Below are 19,449 nucleotides of genomic sequence, written 5' to 3' on the forward strand. Positions count from 1 at the left end.
CGATATCGCCCAGGCGATGGCCCTGATGGGCGTGCGACCGGTGTGGGCCACCGGCAGCCAGCGAGTTGACGACTTTGAAATTCTGCCAGTGAGCCTGCTGGACCGCCCTCGGGTGGACGTCACGTTGCGGGTGTCGGGGTTCTTCCGCGATGCGTTCGCCAATCTGATCCGGCTGTTCGATGCCGCCGTGCAAGCGGTTGCCGAACTCGACGAGCCCGACGACCTCAACCCACTGGCTGCCAAGGTGCGTGCCGAGCGGGAAACCCTGTTGCTGGCGGGTCTCGACCAGGAGGCCGCGCGCCGCCAGGCAGGGTGGCGTATTTTCGGGGCGAAACCGGGGGCCTATGGTGCTGGCGTGCAGGGCGCGGTCGAGGGTCGCTTGTGGCAAAGCCGCGAAGACCTGGCCGAGGTTTACCTGAACTGGGGCGGCTACGCCTATGGTGGTTCAGACGAAGGAACGGCCGCCCGGGCACAGTTCGCCCAGCGCCTGAGTCAGGTCCAGGCTGTGGTGCAAAATCAGGATAATCGCGAACACGACTTGCTCGATTCCAACGACTATTACCAGTTCCAGGGCGGCATGCTCGCGGCCGTGGAAACCCTGCGCGGCGAAGCAGCGGCCAGTTATCACGGCGATCACAGCCAGCCGGATCTGCCGAAGATTCGCACGTTGAAAGAAGAACTGAACCGGGTAATCCGCTCACGGGCGGCCAATCCGAAATGGATCGACGGGGTCAAACGCCACGGTTATAAAGGCGCGTTCGAAATGGCGGCAACCGTCGACAACCTGTTCGCCTTCGACGCCACCACGCAGTTGATTGACGATCACCAGTACGCGTTGCTCGCCGATGCTTACCTGCTGGACCCGGCGACCCGCGAGTTTGTGCGCGAGCACAATCCCCATGCCCTGCGCGACATGACCGAGCGCATGCTCGAGGCGCAGCAGCGCGGCATGTGGAAAGAGCCCGGCGAGTACCAGGAGGCACTGGAGAATCTGCTGCTGGACATTGAAGAAGATACTTGAGACTGCCATTACCCCCTGTAGGAGTGAGCCTGCTCGCGATACTGCGACCATGACCGAGACTGACTAATGACTGAAACACCGCATTTTCCTTTATCCGCCGTGGTCGGCGCCGACGATCTGAAGCTCGCCCTGTGCCTCACTGCCATCGACCCGAAGATCGGCGGCGTGTTGATCGAAGGCCCGCGGGGCATGGCCAAGTCCACCCTGGCCCGGGGCCTGGCGGACCTGCTTGCCAGCGGCCTGTTCGTCACGCTGCCGCTGGGTGCGACAGAAGAGCGCCTGGTCGGCACTCTAGATCTTGATGCGGCACTGAACGAAGGCCGCGCGCGATTTTCGCCAGGGGTCCTGGCCAAGGCCGACGGCGGCGTATTGTATGTCGATGAAGTCAACCTGCTGCCCGATCACCTGGTGGACCTGTTGCTCGACGTGGCGGCCAGCGGCATCAACCTGATAGAACGCGATGGCATCTCCCATCGGCATTCGGCGAAATTCGTCCTGATTGGCACCATGAACCCTGAAGAAGGCGAGCTGCGTCCGCAGTTGCTCGATCGCTTCGGCCTGAACGTTGCTCTCGGTGGCCATACTGTACCCACCGAACGCGGCGAAATCATTCGCCGGCGCCTGGCGTTTGATCATGATCCCGCGGCGTTTTGCGCCGAATGGGAAGCCGCCCAGCATGCCTTGCGCGAGCGTTGTGAGCAGGCCCGGAGTGTACTGGCCAGCATTCCTCTGGATGACCAGGCCTTGGGCAAAATCACTGAGCGCTGCTTCGCTGCCGGCGTCGATGGCTTGCGCGCTGATCTCGTCTGGTTGCGTGCCGCCCGGGCCCACGCGGCCTGGCGCGGTGCGCAAGGGATAGGCGAAGAAGATATTGAAGCGGTTGCCGAGTTCGCCCTGCGCCATCGTCGGCGCGAACACACACCACCCGCGCCGCAAGCAAGCCAGCCACCCACAAGCCAGGGTTCGCAGCCAGGCGAAGGGCAGGGGCAATGGGGCCAAATGCCCGCCCAGGCATTGCCGACTGGCGCTCGCCGCGAAGTACCGAGCTGGCCAAAAAAGCCCTAGGCATTCGCCCTCGATCTGCAGCGGGGGCGAATGCCAAAGCCCGCGCGGGACATCTCGACAGTGGCAAGCAAGGCCGGCAGCGGGTGACGCGCGAAGGTTCGGTCAACTGGCCGGGCACCTTGCTCAATGGGCGCCCGCGCCAGCGTGCTGACCTGCAGTTCCAGGCGCGCACTCGCTCGCCCCATGAACTGTGGCTGGTGATCGTCGATGCCTCTGCGTCCACTCGTCGCCACCAGGCACTGAGTGATGCCAAGGGTTTGCTCGCGCAGGTGTTCGATGACGCCTATCGCCAGCGTGCGCGGCTGGCGCTGCTGACCGCCAGCGGTACGACCCCGACCTGGCAGGTACAAGGTTTAAAGGCGTCCAGCGGTTTGCACGCCTGGCTGGATCAATTGGGTGCCGGAGGCGGCACACCTTTGCTGGCAGCACTGTCCGAGGCGGAACAATGGCTGGCTACCCGTCAAAAGCGCTTGCCCGCCGAGCAACAGCGGCTATTGCTGGTCACCGATGGGCGGTTGAAGGAGTGGCCGATACTGACGTCGCTCAAGTGCCCCGGGCTGCTGATCGACATAGAGCGCGGCCCGATTCGCTTGGCACGAGCGAAACAATTGGCCGCAGACTTAACCATCGACTACCGCCACATCGACGAACTGGTCCCCCTGTAGGAGCTGCCGATAGAAACGAGGCTGCGATCTTTTAATCTCGTGGCCTGACCGGTTCATCCCGCCGCCCCGTGTCATCGTTTACGACCATCGCTGGCAAGCCAGCTCCTACAGGGCGTGACCGGCCCTCAACGAAACAGATTAGTCCGCGCCAACTCGATCACCTCATCCCCACGCCCGCTCATCACCGCCTTGAGCATGTACAAACTGAAACCCTTGGCCTGCTCCAGCTTGATGGTCGGCGGCATCGCCAGTTCCTGGGTTGCGGTCACCACGTCCACCAGTACCGGCCCGTCATGCGCCAGTGCCCGACGCAATGCCGCGTCCAGGTCTTCGCTGGCCTCGACGCGAATCCCGAGGATGCCCATCGCGTTGGCCATCGCCGCGAAATCCGGATTGTGCAGGTCGGTGCCCGTATCCAGCAGCCCGCTGGACTTCATTTCCATCGCGACAAAGCCCAGGGAGGCATTGTCATAGACGATGATTTTCACGGGCAACCTGAGTTGCGCCAGGGAAATGAAATCCCCCATCAGCATGCTGAAACCACCGTCACCCGACAGGGAAATCACCTGGCGGTCCGGGAAGGATGCCTGTGCGCCGATCGCCTGCGGCATCGCGTTGGCCATAGAACCGTGATTGAAGGAGCCGAGCAGGCGCCGTTGGCCATTCATCTTCAGGTAGCGTGCAGCCCACACCGTTGGCGTGCCGACGTCAGCCGTGAAAATCGCGTCTTCGTCTGCCAGTTCACTGAGCAGGCGGGTCAGGTACTGCGGGTGGATCGGACGCCCTGGCGCCGACGGCTGGGCCAGGTCGTCCAGGCCCTGGCGGGCTTTTGCGTAATGCTTGAGTGACGACTCCAGGAAGCTTCGATCAGCCCGATAGGGCAGGCGTGGCAACAGGGCCGCGAGCGTCTCGCTGACGTCGGCAACTATGCCCAGGTCCAGGGCCGTGCGCCGCCCGAGGGCTTGCGGGTCGTGGTCGATCTGGATGATGGTTGCGTCGGTGGGATAGAACTGGCGATAGGGAAAGTCGGTGCCGAGCATCACCAGGGTGTCGCAGTTGAGCATGGCGTGGTAACCGGAGCTGAAACCAATCAGGCCGGTCATGCCCACGTCGAACGGGTTGTCCCACTCCACGTGTTCCTTGCCGCGCAAGGCATGCACCACTGGCGCGCCAAGGGCGTCGGCCAAGGCCACCACTTGATCATGGGCGCCCGCGCAGCCGGCACCGCACATCAGGGTAACGGCCTTGCTTTGGCTCAATAGTTCGACCAGTCGATCGAGGTCATGGGGCGCCGGCAGGATGCGCGGTTGGGCGAGCGCGGGCCAGGGCTTGAAGGCGTCGTCAACTTCCTGCAACGCCACGTCACCAGGAATCACCACCACCGCCACGCCGCGGTTGAGGATTGCGCTGCGCATCGCCCGGTGCAGCACATGGGGCATCTGCGCCGGGTTGCTCACCAGTTCGACGAAATGGCTGCACTCCTTGAACAGTTCCTGGGGATGGGTTTCCTGAAAGTAATTAAGGCCGACCTCCGACGATGGGATCTGGGCGGCAATCGCCAGCACGGGCACGTGGTTCCTGTGGCAGTCGAACAACCCGTTGATCAAATGCAGATTACCCGGCCCGCAACTGCCGGCGCACACCGCCAGTTCGCCAGTGACCGCCGCGTCGGCACCGGCGGCGAAGGCGGCGACCTCCTCATGGCGCACGTGCATCCACTCGATACTGTCCATGGTGCGCAGCGCTTCGGTCAGGCCGTTGAGGCTGTCGCCCGTCAGGCCCCAGATGCGCTTGACGCCGGCCTGTTCAAGGGTGGTTGCCAGTTGCTGGGCAAGGGTGATTTTCGCCATGGGGTACTCCGTTTTCCAAAAATCGAGCGATGAGTTGTCCTCGGGTTAAAAGAGGACAACTCAATACCGGTCATGACTCCCCCTGTTTATTTCGCGCTCAGGGACAAACCGCTTTGCGCCGGAATCGGGTGACGCATCAAGGTGCCGACTACCAGCGCGCCCAATCCCGCTAATAGCCCGGCAACCAGCAACAACAAGCTGAAACCACTGATGAATGCCTGACGGGCCAGAGGCTCCACCAACGTGCGAGCGGCCTCGGGCAGCAGGCTCATGGCTGCCGGCATGTCCCCGGCGACCACTCTCGAGCTGATACCTTGGGTATGCTCCAGCCATTGCGGAGCCTGGTTCGCCAGTTCACCGTGCAAAACCTGCGAGGAGTGGCTCGACAGCAGGGCACCGTACACGCCGATCGCCAGGACGATGGCGCTGAAGCGCATGGTGGTGCTCATGCCCGATGCCATCCCCGTGCGCTCGCGGGGCACGCACGCCATGATGTTTTTCTGTGTGTCGCCATTGAGTAACCCGGCGCCAGCACCGGTGACTGCAATCGCCAGGGCAAAAGGCAGGTAGCTGGCGCTGCTGACGGCCAACGCGCTCAACAGGTTGCCGCTGGCGACCAGGGCCAGCCCGGTCGCCATCAAAGCGCCCGGCGTAAATTGAGTGGCCAGGCGCGCGCCGACCTTCGGGAAAATCAGCATGGTCGCGGCAAACGGCAACATGCCCAGACCCGAACTGATGGCAGATAAGCCGAGGCCGTTCTGCAGATAAAACGGTAGCAGCGTCATCATTACCTGGGCGCAACCGGCGTAGGCGAACATGCCAAGCAGGGCGCCGATAAAGCGCGGGTGGCGGAGCAGTTGTAGGTCGACCATCGGCCGTTGCTGCATGCGCTCGATGAGCACAAACGCCCCCATCAATAAAGCGCCGCCGATGAGCCGGGCGTAGGTCAGCGGATTGCTCCAGCCAATGCGGTTGGCCTCGATCAGCCCCCAGATCAGGCACAGCAGGCTGGCACTGAAGGCCAGGCTCCCCCAAGGGTCCAGACGAGCGGACTGCGGGTCGCGCGATTCGGGAACAGCGCGCCACACCATCACCATCAGGAACGCTCCCACCGGCAGATTGAGGTAGAAAATCCAGCGCCAGCCAATGGTTTCCGTGATCAGCCCGCCGAGGGTCGGTGCGGCTGTCATCGCCACGCCCATGCAGGCACCCCAGAACGCCCAGGCCTTGGCCCGTTCCACCTCATCGTGAAAGGTATGGCCGATGGACGCCAGGGCCGAGGTCAGGAGCAGCGCTGCGCCAACGCCCTTGATCGCCCGCGCGATGTCCAGGACCAAAGCGCTGGGTGCGGCCCCGCAACCGATAGAGGCCAGGATAAAAATGCCCAGGCCCCACAGGAGGGTTTTCTGTCGGCCGAATCGGTCGGCGAGACTGCCCGCCGGCAGCAACAAGGCGGCGAACGCCAGCATGTAGGCGCTGACTACCCATTCGATGTCGGCAAAATTGGCCCCCAGGTCGCGGGCAATGGTAGGCAAGGTGACGGCGACGATGTTGGTGTCGAGGACGATCAATGAGCAAACGCCTGAGGCTGTAAGTAACGTCAGGCGTGGGCTGACCCGGGATTTGACGAGCATGGCGGTTGTTCTCTAGGGTGGAAGTCCTTCAAGCTTATGGCTGCCAGCTGCCGTCCGCGTTAGGCGAGCGCCACGACTTCATTACCTTTGAGCTAATACGCCTATGGATATCCGCCATTTTCGTTATTTCCTGGCCGTCGCCCGTCAGCGCAACTTCACCCGCGCCGCCGAGCAACTGGGCATCGCACCGCCGACCTTGAGCCGGCAGATCCAGGATATGGAAAGCGAACTAGGCACCCGCCTGTTTAATCGCCATCAACGTGACGTCAGCCTGACCGAGGCCGGCGTCGCGCTGATGCCCGAGGCGGACGCTGCCGTGCGCCAGTTTGAGGCGGCGCAGAATAATGCCCGGCGTGCCGGCCGCGGGGACATCGGCCACATTGAATTGGGATATGTGGCCTCGGCAGTCTATTCCGGGCTGCTGCAAAAACAGGTGCAGGCCTTCACTCGCGAGTATCCGGACGTCAGCGTGAGTGTGTGCGAAAGCCCGATGGCCGCCCTACCGGCGATGGTCCTGGATGGGCGTTATGACGTCGGTTACGTGCGCTCGCCCATGACCTTGCCGGACGGCCTGGAAGCTGTGCGCCTGGATGCCGAAGGTTTTGTCCTGGCGGTGTCGGGCGAGTCATGGCTAAGCCGGTTGCCGGTGATCAGCCCGAGGCAACTGCAGGATGAGACCTTTATTCTGCCCGAGCAGATCAGCGGTACGTTGCAGGTGGCTGCCGAGGGCGGCTTTGCGCCAAAACTGGGGGCTCAACCGGGCGGGTTGGTGGCGGTGCTGGCACTGGTGTCCCTGGGACAGGGCGTGGCCGTAGTGCCGGAATCGGTGGTCGGCCATGTGGGTTTGCCCGGGGTCTGGTATCGGCAGATTGACGGCTGTGAGGCGAGTTCGTGGTTGTCCTTGATCCATCGGCGATTTGAAAAATCTGCGGCTGTGGGCCGGTACATCGAGCAGATTCGTTGTAGGGGCGAGCTCGCTCGCGACGGTCGTCAACGATAACGCGGGAAGCCTGTCACCCTGCAGCGCCCTCAGGTTTTTCGCGAGCAAGCTCGCTCCTACAGATTTTGTAATGATTTCCATGTGTAGAAAAGGCCGCATTCCGCTGTACGCTTGAAATCCTATTTTCCTGCAGGATTTGCATGAACACCCTCTCGGAGCCTCCCAGTTACCCGCTCACCCGGCGCCACCGCGCTGTCTTGATGCACGCGAAACACCCCGTCTTCCGCCCCCAGATATCCATTTCCCAAGCGTTTTCACGGCCTGTGCGCCGCGCTTTGCCGTATCTGGCAGTCTGAATTTACTGAATAGAGATCGAGACGTTTATGGAATGGTTAGCGGATCCCACGGCCTGGTTAGGCCTGTTGACATTGATCGTGCTGGAGTTGGTGCTGGGCATCGACAACCTGGTGTTCATCGCAATTCTGGCGGACAAACTGCCCCCGCATCAGCGCGACCGTGCGCGAATCATTGGCCTGTCCCTGGCGCTGATCATGCGCTTGGGCTTGTTGGCGAGTATTTCCTGGCTGGTCACGCTCACGCAGCCATTGTTCGAGGTATTCGACAAAAGCTTCTCCGGCCGTGACCTGATCATGCTGTTCGGTGGTGTGTTCCTGCTGTTCAAGGCCACCATGGAATTGCACGAACGCCTGGAAGGCCATATTGGCGAGCGTTCGACAAACACCGCATATGCCATGTTCTGGCCGATCGTGGCGCAGATTGTGGTGCTCGACGCGGTGTTCTCGCTGGACGCGGTCATTACCGCAGTGGGCATGGTTGATGAACTGGCGGTGATGATGATCGCGGTGATCATCTCCATCGGTCTGATGATTGTTGCGAGCAAGCCGCTTACGCGCTTTGTCAACGCACACCCGACGGTGATCATGCTGTGTCTGGGCTTCCTGATGATGATCGGTTTTGCCCTGACCGCTGAAGGTCTGGGTTTCCACATTCCGAAAGGCTATCTGTACGCGGCCATCGGTTTCTCGATCTTGATCGAGGTGTTCAACCAGATCGCCCGCGCCCGTCGCAAACGCTCGATGCAGGGCCTGCGGCCGATGCGCGAGCGCACGGCCCATGCGGTGATGCGCTTGCTCGGCGGTCGCAAGTTGGCGGTGGAGGAGGTTGGCGAGGAGATTTCCGATCTGCTGGATGATGGTGATGCGCCGACTGCGGAGCTGTTCGACCGTCGCGAGCGGGTGATGATCAGCGGCGTCTTACAACTGGCAGAGCGCCCGATCCGCGCCCTGATGACCGTGCGTGCCGATGTCGACACCATCGATCTGGCTGACGATGCCGAGGCCATTCGTACCAAACTGATGCATTCGTCCTATTCGCGTCTGCCGCTTATTCGCAACGGTGCGGTGGATGAACCGCTGGGCTTCGTGCACAAGAAGGAGTTGCTCAAGGAATATCTGGCGGGCGAAGAGCCGGATCTGGAGCATTTGGCACGCAAGACGATCAATCTGCTCGCCAGTTACTCGATCCTCAATGCGCTGGAGCAAATGCGTGCGGCATCGACGCATATCGCGTTTGTGGTCAATGAGTTTGGCGATTTTGTCGGCGTATTGACCATGACCGATATTCTGGAATCGATTGCCGGCGAGCTGCCCGACGCCAGTGAAGTCGAAGGCCCGGACGTGATCGAGGAGCAGGGTGGGTTCATGGTCAGCGGAGCATTGAACCTGATGCGCGTGCGCCAGCGCACCGGTTTCGCGGCAGAACCCACCGAGGACTATCAGACCCTGGCCGGCCTGGTAGTGAGCGTGCTGGATCGCCTGCCGGCGATTGGTGACAGCCATGAGTGGGACGGCTGGCAGATGACCGTGATGGCCGTTGAGGAGCGCCGGGTGACGCGCGTGTTGCTGGTGCCTCGCAGCGTTTAATCTTGCCGGGCCCTTGAAGGCCTCATTGCGAGCAGGCTCGCTCCCGCAGATTTTGTGACCGATCACAATTTCCTGTAGGAGCGAGCCTGCTTGCGATTTAATCTCTCAGATGGCGCACGTTCAGAATCGGCGCACCCAGCATGCAGACCAGGAGAAATATTCATGAGCATCACTCGATACGGCACCGGCAGCACTGCAGGCGGCGGCCAGCCGCGGCCCTTCGCCCGCGCCGTGGAGGCCGATGGCTGGCTGTACGTGTCTGGCCAGGTCCCGGCGCTGGATGGCGAGATTATCGTCGGCGGTATCGTCGAGCAGACTCACCAGGCCATGAGGAATCTGGTCGCGATCCTCGAAGAGGCCGGTTATGGCCTGGAGGACGTGGTTCGTACCGGTGTGTGGCTGGAAGACCCGCGGGATTTCTGGAGCTTCAACAAGGTGTTTTCCGAGTACTTCAGCCCCGAACATGCCCCGGCCCGGGCGTGCGTGCAGGCGAACATGATGGTCGACTGCAAGGTCGAGATCGATTGCGTGGCCTACAGGAAAAAGCCTGAATCGTCACCGAATGCAGGACAGCGGCTGTGTGACGTCGCGAAATCCGAGGAGTTCGATCATGACTACTGCCCCAATCAACGTCGCCGTGGAAAAAGGTGCGGCCCCGACCGGCGCCAGCCTGGTGCGCGACGTCAGCCTGCCGGCCCTGGTTTTGCACCGGGAAGCGCTGGAACACAACATTCGCTGGATGCAGGATTTTGTGCGCAACAGCGGCGCCGAGCTCGCCCCCATGGCAAAACAAGCATGACGCCGGCTTTGTTTCGCCGCCAACTGGATGCTGGCGCCTGGGGCATTACCCTGGCCAGCGCAACCCAGGCCCGTGCAGGTTACGCCCATGGCGTGCGGCGGATACTGATGGCCAATCAACTGGTCGGCACGCCGAACATGGCGTTGATCGCGGATCTGCTGGCAGACCCGGGCTTTGATTTTCACTGCATGGTCGATCATCCGGATAACGTCGCCGACCTCGGTGCCTACTTCGCCTCGCGCGGCGTGCGCCTGAACGTGATGATCGAATATGGCGTGGTCGGCGGCCGGTGTGGCTGCCGCACTGAACAGGAAGTGCTTGATCTGGCCAAAGCCATCTGTGCGCAACCGGCACTGGCACTGACCGGTATCGAAGGCTACGAAGGGGTGATCCACGGTGATCATGCCGAGAGCGGAATCCGCGCGTTCGCCACCTCCCTGGTGCGCCTGGCGGTCCAGTTGCAGGACAGCGGCGCATTCGCCATCGCCAAGCCGATCATCACGGCCTCGGGGTCGGCCTGGTACGACCTGATTGCCGAATCGTTCGAGGCGCAGAATGCCGCCGGACGCTTTCTCAGTGTGCTGCGTCCTGGCAGCTATGTGGCCCACGACCACGGCATCTACAAAGAGGCGCAGTGCTGCGTGCTCGAGCGTCGCAGCGACTTGCATGAAGGCCTGCGCCCGGCACTGGAAGTCTGGGCCCACGTGCAGTCGCTGCCGGAGCCGGGGTTTGCGGTGATTGCCCTGGGCAAGCGCGACGTGGCCTATGACGCCGGACTGCCGGTCCCGTTGCGGCGTTACCAGCCGGGGGTGGTGCCTGCAGTGGGCGACGACGTGGGTGCCTGCAAAGTGACTGCAGTCATGGACCAGCACGCGTTCATGACCGTGGCGCCGGGGGTTGAGTTGCGCGTAGGCGACATCATTTCCTTCGGGACTTCGCACCCGTGCCTGACGTTCGACAAGTGGCGTGTGGGATTGCTGGTGGACGAGCAGTTGTCTGTGATCGAGAGCATGGAAACCTGTTTCTAACAGTCAAGACCGAGGTGCCTGAGGCTGGGCATGGGCTGCAATTGATGCCGCTAGATCAATCCCGGTAGAACACCTGCACCAGGTGATAACCGAACTTGCTCTTGATCGGCCCGTGCACCACCCGCAATGGCTTCTTGAAAATCACTGCGTCTATCACCCCGACCATCTGTCCGGGGCGCACTTCACCCAGGTCACCACCGCGTTTGCCGGAGGGGCAGGTGGAGTACTTTTGGCCAGCACATCGAAGGCTTCGCCCTTGGCAATGCGCTGTTTGAGCTGCTCGGCTTCTTCCGAGGTTTTCACCAGGATGTGACGGGCTTGGGCTTTCATTGGAAGTACCTTGCAACGGTGGTGACTGGGCGGGTGCCAGCGCGGGGCGGGCGATTATGCCTCAACTTACCCCGGTTGACCGAGCATCGCGCGAATCTTGTTGGCTAGCAGGTCGATCGAAAACGGCTTGGCTACCATGTCCATCCCTTGCTCTAGAAAGCCCTGGCGTTCTGCGGCTTTTTCCGCGTAACCGGTCATGAACAGCACCTTCAGGCCGGGCCGGCGCTGACGGGCGATTTCCGCCAGTTGCCGTCCGTTCATGCCCGGCAGGCCGACATCGGTCACCAGCAGGTCGACCCGCGCGTCCGACTCCAGCAAGGGCAGGGCCTCGATCGCATCCCGAGCCTCATGGGCCTGGTAACCGAGCTCCTTGAGCAGGTTCAGCACCAGCAGGCGCACCGCCGGATCATCCTCGACCAGTACCACCGTCTCACCGGCATTGGCCGCCGGCGCTTCGCCTGTGAAGGGCAGCAGGGTGTCTGGCTGCTCCATGTCTTGCAGACGAGGCAGGTACAGGCGCACGCAGGTGCCCTGGCCCGGCACGCTGTCGATGTGGACATGCCCGCCGGACTGCTGGGCAAACCCGTAGATCATCGACAGGCCCAGGCCTGTGCCTTGGCCAATCGGCTTGGTGGTGAAGAACGGGTCGAACGCCTTGGCCAGTACCGAAGGTGTCATCCCGGTGCCGTTATCGCTGACGGCGATCATCAGGTAATCCCCGGCCTTGAGCGGTTCCAGGGTGGTGATATGGCTGTCTTCCAGGTAGACATTGGCGGTCTCGATCAGCAGCTCACCGCCGTCCGGCATGGCATCGCGAGCGTTGATCACCAGGTTTAGCAGGGCATTTTCCAGCTGGCTGACGTCGGTGCTCACCGGCCATGCGTCTTCAGTCAGCTGCAGGCGCAGCTCGATGTGATCGCCTTTGGTGCGGCGGATCAGGTCTTCCAGCGAATGAATGAGTTCGTTGACGTTGAGCTGTTTGCGGTCCAGCGACTGACGCCTGGAAAACGCCAGCAGACGGTGGGTCAGCGCTGCCGCGCGATTGGCCGAGGCCACGGCTGCTTCGGTAAAGCGACCGATTTCGCTGGCGCGACCGTTGGCGATGTAGCGCTGCATCAGGTCAAGACTGCCGATGATCCCTGTGAGCATGTTGTTGAAGTCATGGGCGATGCCGCCGGTGAGCTGGCCGACCGCCTCCATTTTCTGCGCATGGCGCAGGGCGTCTTCGGCGCGCTCGCGTTCGAACATCTCGTTCTGCAGGCGCTGATTGGCCTGCGCCAATTGCTCGGTGCGCGCGGTGACGCGTTCCTCAAGGGTTTCATTGAGATTGCGCAGCGCTTCTTCGGTTTTTCTGCGTTCGCTTTCATCGATCACAAAAATGTAGAAACCGTTGACCGCACCGTCGGCGCCGTGGCGCGGCAGGTAATTCATCAGTGCGTGGCGGTTGCTGCCATCGCGGTGTGGTGTGGACAGGCTGAACGAGCAGGGTCGCCCGGCCAGTGCCTCTTCGATAAACGGCGAGCGTAGAAAGTAAGCCTCTTCACCGATCACTTCGCGAATCGTGCGGCCATAGAGTTCCTGCGGCGTCAGCCCATACCACTCCAGGTATGCCGCGTTGTTCAGACGGAAACGCTCCTCGTGGTCGACGTAACTGATGAGGATCGGCATGGCGTTGATGATCAACTGCAATTCCGTCTGGCTTTGGCGCAATGCCTGTTCAGTATGTTTGCGCTCGGTCAGGTCGAGTGCCGCGCCGAGAAAGCGTACCGGCCGACCATGGTGGTCCTTGTAACAACGCCCGCGGGCGAACACCCAGCGTATCTCGCCATCGGTTTGCAGCAGGCGATATTCCTCGGCGTATTCGGTGCCATGGGTGATGCAGTGCTTGATGCTGCGTGCGATCAGCGCTCGGTCTTCAGGATGCACAGCCTGTAAATAATCGCTGATCGGCAACTGGCCAGCCTGCGCCGGATCAATGCCATGCAACTGGGCAAAATGCGCGTCAGCGATGAAACGATCTTCGCTGATGTCCCAATCCCAGGTGCCGACGGCGTCGGTGGCCGCCAGTGCCAATTGCAGGCGCTCTTCGGTTTCGCGCTGAACCCTGAGGCTTTCATCAGAGCGTTGTTGCAGCTCCAGCGCGATGCGTCGCCGTTCGTTGGTTTCGATGGCCGTGACCAGAATGCCAGCCACTTGCGCGGTTTCGTCGCGGATCGGGCTGTAGGTCAGGTCCAGCCAGAAGTCGGATTCTTTCCCATCACGTTGCAGGGTAAAGCGCCGTTCGCTGTAGGTGCGCACTTGGCCTTGTAGGACGGCGCTGTAAATCGGGTCAGTAAAGTCGCGAAGTTCTGGCCATATCAGGTGCGCCGGCTGTCCGAAAGCGTGCGGATGCTTGCTGCCGGCGAGCATCGCAAAGCCATTGTTATAGATCTGCGTCAGGTGCGGCCCCCACAACAGCAGCATTGGCATCGGCGAGTGAAGCACGATGTCCACCGCCGTACGCAGGCTCTGCGGCCAGGTACCGGCCTCACCGAGCGGGCTGTTGCTCCAGTCTGTGCGGGCGATCAAGGCCTGGGCATCGCTGCCGGTCGGTGATGCGTTCATCAAATTGTCCTGCAGTAATGTCGGTCTGGCGGCGTCTATTATGCTTGCAAGGTGGTAGACGCTGGGTGGCCTGTTGGGGTCATACTGTCCAATTGAATGCTTCGCGGGTGTTTTTTGCCATGGAAATCGATGCACTGTTAACGCTGCTGGCCCGCCGTAACGGCTCCGATCTGTACCTCTCCACAGGCGCGCCGCCCAGCGCCCGGTTCGATGGGATATTGCAGGCACTGGCCGAGCAACCGTTCAAGGCGGGAGAGATCGCCGCCATTGCCGCGTCCATCATGGACGCCGAACAGCGCCTGGAGTTCGATCGGGAGCTGGAGATGAACCTGGCGATCTCGTTGCCGGGGGTGGGGCGCTTTCGCGTCAATATTTTCAAACAGCGTAACGACGTGTCCATCGTCGCGCGCAATATCAAGCTCGACATTCCTCGCTTCGAAGACCTCAACCTGCCAGCGGTGCTGCTTGATACCATCATGCTCAAGCAAGGCCTGATGCTGTTCGTAGGCGCCACCGGGTCGGGCAAGTCGACTTCCCTGGCCGCGTTGATCGACTATCGCAATCGCCACAGCAGCGGCCATATCATCACCATTGAAGACCCGGTCGAGTACATCCATCGGCACCAGCGCTCGATCATCAACCAGCGTGAAGTCGGCGTCGACACCCGAAGCTTCCACGCCGCATTGAAGAACACCCTGCGTCAGGCGCCGGACGTGGTGCTGATCGGCGAGATCCGCGACCGCGAAACCATGGAGCACGCCCTGGCGTTCGCCGAAACCGGGCACCTCGTGCTGTCGACCCTGCATGCCAACAACGCCCATCAGGCGCTCGATCGCATTATCAATATGTTTCCCGAAGAGCGCCGGCCGCCGTTGCTGCATGCGCTGGCCAACCACCTCAAGGCTTTTGTTTCCCAACGGCTGGTCAGAACCCGCGATGGACAGCGCAGGGCTGCGGTCGAGGTGATGCTGGGCACGCCGACGATCAGCGACCTGATCCGGCGCAATGAACTCAACGAACTCAGGGGCATCATGGAGAAATCCGCAGAGGCGGGGATGCAGACCTTCGATGGGGCGCTGTACGCACTGGTCATCGAAGGCGCGATCAGCGAGGAAGAAGCGCTGAAGCATGCCGACTCGGTGAACAACCTGCGCCTGCGGCTGAAGCTGCATGGGGAGGTGACGCCGGGGGCGGCGCCGGCCTCTGGCGAATGGGGGCTGATGGATTGATGCTACCTCGGCGCGCCGATCTTCCTACGTGACCGGTTTGTCAGTTGTGCAATTCCGGGCGGTTGCGGTATTGCTCCAGCGCCTCGGGATTGGCCAGTGCGTCGGTGTTTTTGACCTGCTGCCCGTGCACGACATTTCTTACCGCCAACTCCACCACTTTGCCGCTGATGGTACGAGGAATGTCGGTGACCGCGACAATCTTCGCCGGCACATGCCGTGGCGTGGTATTGGCGCGGATGATCTGGCGGATCTGTTGTTGCAGGCCTTCATCCAGCGACACTCCCTCGCGCAGTTTCACGAACAGCACCACCCGCACATCATCCTGCCACTGTTGACCGATGGCCACGCTGTCCACGACCTGCGGGACTTTTTCGACCTGGCGATAGATCTCTGACGTTCCGATGCGAACACCGCCCGGGTTGAGTACCGCGTCCGACCGGCCGTGGATTATCATTGCGCCATGCACCAGTTGCTCGGCGTAGTCGCCTTGGGCCCACACGCCGGGAAACTGGCTGAAATAGGAGGCCCGCAGTTTCTCGCCATCAGCGTCATGCCACAATCCGATCGGCATCGCCGGAAAATGCCGGGTACACACCAGCTCGCCTTTCTCGCCGATGACCGGCTGGCCTTCGTCGTTCCACACTTCGATGGCCATGCCCAGGCTCTTGCCCTGCATTTCGCCACGGCGCACCGGCAATAGCGGGTTGCCGATGACGAAGCACGAGACGATGTCGGTGCCCCCAGACATCGAGGCCAGGCACAGGTCGCTCTTGATGTCGCGGTAGACGTAGTCGTAGCTTTGCGGCGACAAGGCCGAGCCCGTGGACAGGAGGGTTTTCAGGCTGCCCAGGTCGTGGCTGTGCCGGGGCTTCAGGCCGCTGCTTTCCAGAGTCGCGAGAAACTTCGGGCTGGTGCCAAAGACGCTGATGCGTTCATCGTCGATCAGGTCGACCAGGCGTTCCGGACCAGGATGGAACGGCGAACCGTCGTACAGCACCACCGCGCTGCCCACCGCCAGCGCCGAAACCAGCCAGTTCCACATCATCCAGCCGCACGTCGTGTAATAAAACAAACGGTCGCCGGGGCCCAGATCGACGTGCAAGCCGTGTTCTTTCACATGCTGCAACAACACGCCGCCGGTGCTGTGGATGATGCATTTCGGCACACCGGTGGTGCCGCTGGAGTAGAGGATGTAGAGCGGGTGAGCGAAAGGCACGGAGATGAAATCAGGCTCGCCACCAACTTCGTAGAAGTCCTGCCACAGGCTGACATTGGCCGGTGTATGGAAGTCGTCGACACGCGCCTGTGGCCGAGCGTAAGGAACAACGATCAGCTGTTGCAGGGACGGCAGCCGTTCGAGGATTTCATTGACCTTGGCGGTTTGCTCGATGTCCTTGCCGGCGTAGCGATATCCGCCGCAGGTGATCAGCACTTTTGGTTCGATCTGGCCAAAGCGGTCGATGACGCCCTGGGTGCCGAAGTCAGGTGAGGAGCAAGACCAGATGGCCCCCAGGCTGGTGGTGGCGAGCATCGCCACCAGGGTTTGCCAGGTATTGGGCATGCATGCGGCCACCCGGTCACCCAGGCCGACGCCGGCAGCCTTCAGGCTGTTCTGCAATCCGGCGACGTGTTCACTGAGTTGCGCCCAGGTCAGCTGTTCGCGCTGACCGTTTTCTGCGATGGCAACCACGGCCACCGCATCATCGCGGCGCCGCAAGAGGTGCTCGGCGAAGTTCAGCGTGGCGCCGGGGAACCACCGGGCACTGGGCATCTGTGCGCCTTCGAGCAGCACGCAGTCCGGTTGCTCGTGAAAGCGGATGTCGAAAAAGTCGACAATGGCTTGCCAGAAGTCCACCCGCTGATCGATGGACCATTGGTGCAGGGCAGGGTAGTCATCGACATGCAGGTGATGGCGTAGATTGATAAAGCGCCGAAACGCTTCCATGCGTGTCTTGCCAATGCGGTCGGCATCGGGTTGCCAAAGGATGGTGGACATGGCCTGGCCTCTTTTTTTATTTTGAAATCCAATCGTGGGCAAGCCTTGCTCCCACAGGTTTTGCATATCGCCTGAGGGAGCAGACTTTGGCCCTGCCTGGCTACTGAGCCAACCACCCACCGTCGATATTCCAAGCGGCCCCGCGCACCTGGCTGCCCGCGTCACTGCACAGGAATAGCACCAGTTCACCCAGTTGCGGCGGCGTGACGAACTCCAGAGATGGCTGTTTCTCCGCCAGCAAATCATGCTGCGCCTGCTGCGGGTCAACGCCCTTGGCAATCCGATCATCGATCTGTTTCTGCACCAGCGGCGTCAGCACCCAGCCCGGGCAGATCGCGTTGCAGGTCACCCCGGTGGTGGCGGTTTCCAGGCCGACCACTTTGGTCAAACCGATCACCCCGTGCTTGGCCGCCACGTAGGCAGCCTTGCCGGTCGAACCGACCTGCCCATGCACCGAGGCGATGTTGATGATCCGCCCCCAGCCCTTGCTGCGCATGCCCGGCAGGCTCAGACGAGTGCTGTGAAATACCGAGGAGAGGTTGATGGCGATGATCGAATCCCAACGCTCGACGGGGAACTCCTCCACGGCGGCGACATGTTGAATGCCGGCGTTGTTGACCAGAATGTCGACACCACCGAATTCACGCTCGGCGTAGGCGATCATCTCGGCGATTTGGGCCGGGTCGCTGACGTCGGCCGGGTGATGGCCGACCTTGCCGCCAAACTGGCTGACGTCGGCGATGACTTTGGAGGCATCGCCGAAACCGTTGAGAATCAGATTGGCGCCGGCCTTGGCCAGACTCAGCGCGATGCCGAGGCCGATGCCGCTGGTGGAACCGGTAACCAGTGCAGTCTTGCCTGAAAGAGTCGTCATCAATACCTCACACAATGCCAGTGGCGTAAAAAGTGCCGATCACTACGAAAACCGCCAGGGTCTTGATCAGCGTAATACAGAAAATGTCTTTATAGGCTTCGCGGTGCGTCAGGCCAGTGACCGCCAGCAAGGTGATCACCGCGCCGTTGTGCGGCAAGGTGTCCATGCCGCCACTGGCCATGGCGGCCACCCGGTGCAGCACTTCCAGGGGAATGTTGGCGGCATTGGCTGCGCTGATGAATTGTTCTGACATGGCCGCCAGGGCAATGCTCATGCCCCCGGACGCCGAGCCGGTAATCCCCGCGAGCAAGGTCACGGTAACCGCCTCGTTGACCAGGGGTTGGGGATCTGTTTAAGCCAGTCGGCCAGCACCAGAAAGCCCGGCAGCGAAGCGATCACCGCGCCGAAACCGTATTCCGAGGCTGTGTTCATCGCCGCCAGCAGCGCGCCGCTGACGGCGCTTTTACTGCCTTCTGCGAGTTTGCTGCGGATCGCTTTAAAGCCGAACGCCAACACCATCAGAATGCCGATCAGCAACGCCGCTTGAACGGCCCAGATTGCGGTCAATTTGGCGATTTCGGTGGTGACCGGTGTCGCCATGCCGGGCAACGCGAGGCTGTGGGTTTTGCCGTACCACTGCGGAATCCATTGAGTGAACAACAGGTTCATGACGCCCACGGCCAACAATGGCGACAGGGCGATCCATGGGTTTGGCAGCTTGATGTCTTCGGCCGTCTCCGGCTCGTTGCGCAGCTCGGTGCCATAGCCTTCGCCGGCCCGTTGCGCCTTGTTGCGCTGACGCTGAAGGAACAGCATGCCGGCGCAGAACACGAAAATCGTGCCGATCACACCCAGCCACGGCGCCGCCCATGCAGTGGTGTTGAAGAAAGTGCTGGGGATGATGTTCTGGATTTGCGGCGTACCGGGCAGGGCGTCCATGGTGAACGAAAACGCGCCGAGGGCGATGGTCGCGGGGATCAGGCGCTTGGGAATATTGCTCTGACGGAACATCTCCGCCGCAAACGGATACACCGCAAACACCACAACAAACAGTGACACGCCGCCGTAAGTGAGCAGGGCGCAGACCAGCACGATCACCAGCATCGCCTGGCGGGTGCCGAGCAGGCGAATGGCAGCAGCGACAATCGAACGCGAGAACCCCGACAGCTCGATCAACTTGCCGAACACGGCGCCGAGCAGGAACACCGGAAAGTACAGTTTGATGAAGCCGACCATTTTTTCCATGAACACGCCGGTGAAGGCAGGTGCAACGGCGGAAGGGTCGGTAAGCAGGACGGCGCCGAGGGCGGCGATAGGGGCAAAGAGGATGACGCTGTAGCCGCGGTAGGCGGCCAGCATTAGCAGCGCCAGGGCTGCCAAGGCGATGATCACACTCATGGTGTGTCTCCTGAATTGTTATTTTTTTGGGTAAGGCTTGGTAGGAGACGCTATAGCGAGTTTCGTGCCAGTG

The 19,449-nt window shown here is 61.7% G+C and carries 11 protein-coding genes and 4 pseudogenes; 8 read left to right on the top strand and 7 right to left on the bottom strand.

What is annotated here, in order from left to right; all coding sequences use genetic code 11:
* The 3 genes from JFT80_RS11865 to JFT80_RS11875 all read left to right on the top strand — a co-directional run.
* On the top strand, positions 1 to 1,021 hold a 1,021-nt coding region (locus JFT80_RS11865; RefSeq protein ID WP_201147995.1), incomplete at its 5' end, for a cobaltochelatase subunit CobN.
* Between the two features lie 66 nt (positions 1,022 to 1,087).
* On the top strand, positions 1,088 to 2,086 hold the full coding sequence (locus JFT80_RS11870; protein ID WP_201147996.1) for an ATP-binding protein: 999 nt from the start codon (positions 1,088 to 1,090) through the stop codon (positions 2,084 to 2,086).
* Positions 2,011 to 2,751 carry a VWA domain-containing protein gene (locus tag JFT80_RS11875; RefSeq protein ID WP_201147997.1) on the top strand — a complete coding sequence of 247 codons (741 nt, stop codon included), beginning with the start codon at positions 2,011 to 2,013 and terminating at the stop codon, positions 2,749 to 2,751. The genes JFT80_RS11870 and JFT80_RS11875 overlap by 76 nt, the downstream gene beginning before the upstream one ends.
* 125 nt (positions 2,752 to 2,876) lie before the next feature.
* Here the strand turns inward: JFT80_RS11875 and poxB are convergent, their stop codons facing one another.
* Together poxB and JFT80_RS11885 are read right to left on the bottom strand one after the other, a co-directional pair.
* Positions 2,877 to 4,601: a ubiquinone-dependent pyruvate dehydrogenase gene (gene poxB, locus JFT80_RS11880; RefSeq protein ID WP_201147998.1), complete on the bottom strand. Its 1,725-nt coding sequence runs from the start codon at positions 4,599 to 4,601 to the stop codon at positions 2,877 to 2,879.
* 86 nt (positions 4,602 to 4,687) lie between these two features.
* Positions 4,688 to 6,235 (bottom strand): MFS transporter, encoded by a 1,548-nt coding sequence (locus JFT80_RS11885; RefSeq protein ID WP_201147999.1) that lies wholly within the window; start codon positions 6,233 to 6,235, stop codon positions 4,688 to 4,690.
* A 103-nt stretch (positions 6,236 to 6,338) separates the two neighbouring features.
* Between JFT80_RS11885 and JFT80_RS11890 the strand changes: the two genes are divergently transcribed.
* The 4 genes and pseudogenes from JFT80_RS11890 (at position 6,339) to JFT80_RS11905 (ending at position 10,945) form a co-directional block, all read left to right on the top strand.
* A complete protein-coding gene (locus JFT80_RS11890; protein ID WP_201148000.1) occupies positions 6,339 to 7,235 on the top strand; it encodes a LysR family transcriptional regulator in 897 nt (298 codons plus the stop codon).
* Between the two features lie 323 nt (positions 7,236 to 7,558).
* On the top strand, positions 7,559 to 9,118 hold the full coding sequence (locus JFT80_RS11895; RefSeq protein ID WP_201148001.1) for a TerC family protein: 1,560 nt from the start codon (positions 7,559 to 7,561) through the stop codon (positions 9,116 to 9,118).
* A gap of 162 nt (positions 9,119 to 9,280) precedes the next feature.
* Positions 9,281 to 9,664, top strand: a pseudogene (locus tag JFT80_RS11900) (RidA family protein); the annotation flags it as partial.
* Between the two features lie 64 nt (positions 9,665 to 9,728).
* A pseudogene (locus JFT80_RS11905) lies at positions 9,729 to 10,945 on the top strand (amino acid deaminase).
* Between the two features lie 55 nt (positions 10,946 to 11,000).
* Here the strand turns inward: JFT80_RS11905 and JFT80_RS11910 are convergent.
* Both JFT80_RS11910 and JFT80_RS11915 read right to left on the bottom strand, forming a co-directional pair.
* Positions 11,001 to 11,275 (bottom strand): annotated as a pseudogene (locus JFT80_RS11910) (peptidylprolyl isomerase).
* A gap of 66 nt (positions 11,276 to 11,341) precedes the next feature.
* Positions 11,342 to 13,879, bottom strand: coding sequence for a PAS domain S-box protein (locus JFT80_RS11915; RefSeq protein ID WP_201148002.1), 2,538 nt, complete (start codon positions 13,877 to 13,879; stop codon positions 11,342 to 11,344).
* A 119-nt stretch (positions 13,880 to 13,998) separates the two neighbouring features.
* Between JFT80_RS11915 and JFT80_RS11920 the strand changes: the two genes are divergently transcribed.
* Complete coding sequence (locus JFT80_RS11920; protein ID WP_201148003.1) at positions 13,999 to 15,108, top strand: PilT/PilU family type 4a pilus ATPase; 1,110 nt, start codon at positions 13,999 to 14,001, stop codon at positions 15,106 to 15,108.
* 40 nt (positions 15,109 to 15,148) lie between these two features.
* On the opposite strand, the gene JFT80_RS11925 is transcribed toward JFT80_RS11920, so the two are convergent.
* The 3 genes and pseudogenes from JFT80_RS11925 to JFT80_RS11935 all read right to left on the bottom strand — a co-directional run bounded on the left by JFT80_RS11925 (position 15,149) and on the right by JFT80_RS11935 (position 19,376).
* Positions 15,149 to 17,104, bottom strand: a complete 1,956-nt coding sequence (locus JFT80_RS11925; protein ID WP_201148004.1) for an acetoacetate--CoA ligase — start codon at positions 17,102 to 17,104, stop codon at positions 15,149 to 15,151.
* Positions 17,105 to 17,204: 100 nt separating this feature from the next.
* Positions 17,205 to 17,978 carry a 3-hydroxybutyrate dehydrogenase gene (locus JFT80_RS11930; RefSeq protein ID WP_201148005.1) on the bottom strand — a complete coding sequence of 258 codons (774 nt, stop codon included), beginning with the start codon at positions 17,976 to 17,978 and terminating at the stop codon, positions 17,205 to 17,207.
* Positions 17,979 to 17,985: 7 nt separating this feature from the next.
* A pseudogene (locus JFT80_RS11935) lies at positions 17,986 to 19,376 on the bottom strand (GntP family permease).
* Positions 19,377 to 19,449: the final 73 nt, after the last annotated feature.

The organism is Pseudomonas sp. TH10 (assembly GCF_016651255.1).
Classification (GTDB): Bacteria; Pseudomonadota; Gammaproteobacteria; order Pseudomonadales; family Pseudomonadaceae; genus Aquipseudomonas.

Bases quoted from the DNA above. Each gene is read 5' to 3' on its own strand.
- poxB (WP_201147998.1), bottom strand. From the start codon at position 4,601: ATGGCGAAAATCACCCTTGCCCAGCAACTGGCAACCACCCTTGAACAG.
- JFT80_RS11930 (WP_201148005.1), bottom strand. From the start codon at position 17,978: ATGACGACTCTTTCAGGCAAGACTGCACTGGTTACCGGTTCCACCAGC.
- JFT80_RS11895 (WP_201148001.1), top strand. From the start codon at position 7,559: ATGGAATGGTTAGCGGATCCCACGGCCTGGTTAGGCCTGTTGACATTG.
- JFT80_RS11875 (WP_201147997.1), top strand. From the start codon at position 2,011: ATGGGGCCAAATGCCCGCCCAGGCATTGCCGACTGGCGCTCGCCGCGA.
- JFT80_RS11885 (WP_201147999.1), bottom strand. From the start codon at position 6,235: ATGCTCGTCAAATCCCGGGTCAGCCCACGCCTGACGTTACTTACAGCC.
- JFT80_RS11920 (WP_201148003.1), top strand. From the start codon at position 13,999: ATGGAAATCGATGCACTGTTAACGCTGCTGGCCCGCCGTAACGGCTCC.
- JFT80_RS11890 (WP_201148000.1), top strand. From the start codon at position 6,339: ATGGATATCCGCCATTTTCGTTATTTCCTGGCCGTCGCCCGTCAGCGC.
- JFT80_RS11870 (WP_201147996.1), top strand. From the start codon at position 1,088: ATGACTGAAACACCGCATTTTCCTTTATCCGCCGTGGTCGGCGCCGAC.
- JFT80_RS11925 (WP_201148004.1), bottom strand. From the start codon at position 17,104: ATGTCCACCATCCTTTGGCAACCCGATGCCGACCGCATTGGCAAGACA.
- JFT80_RS11915 (WP_201148002.1), bottom strand. From the start codon at position 13,879: ATGAACGCATCACCGACCGGCAGCGATGCCCAGGCCTTGATCGCCCGC.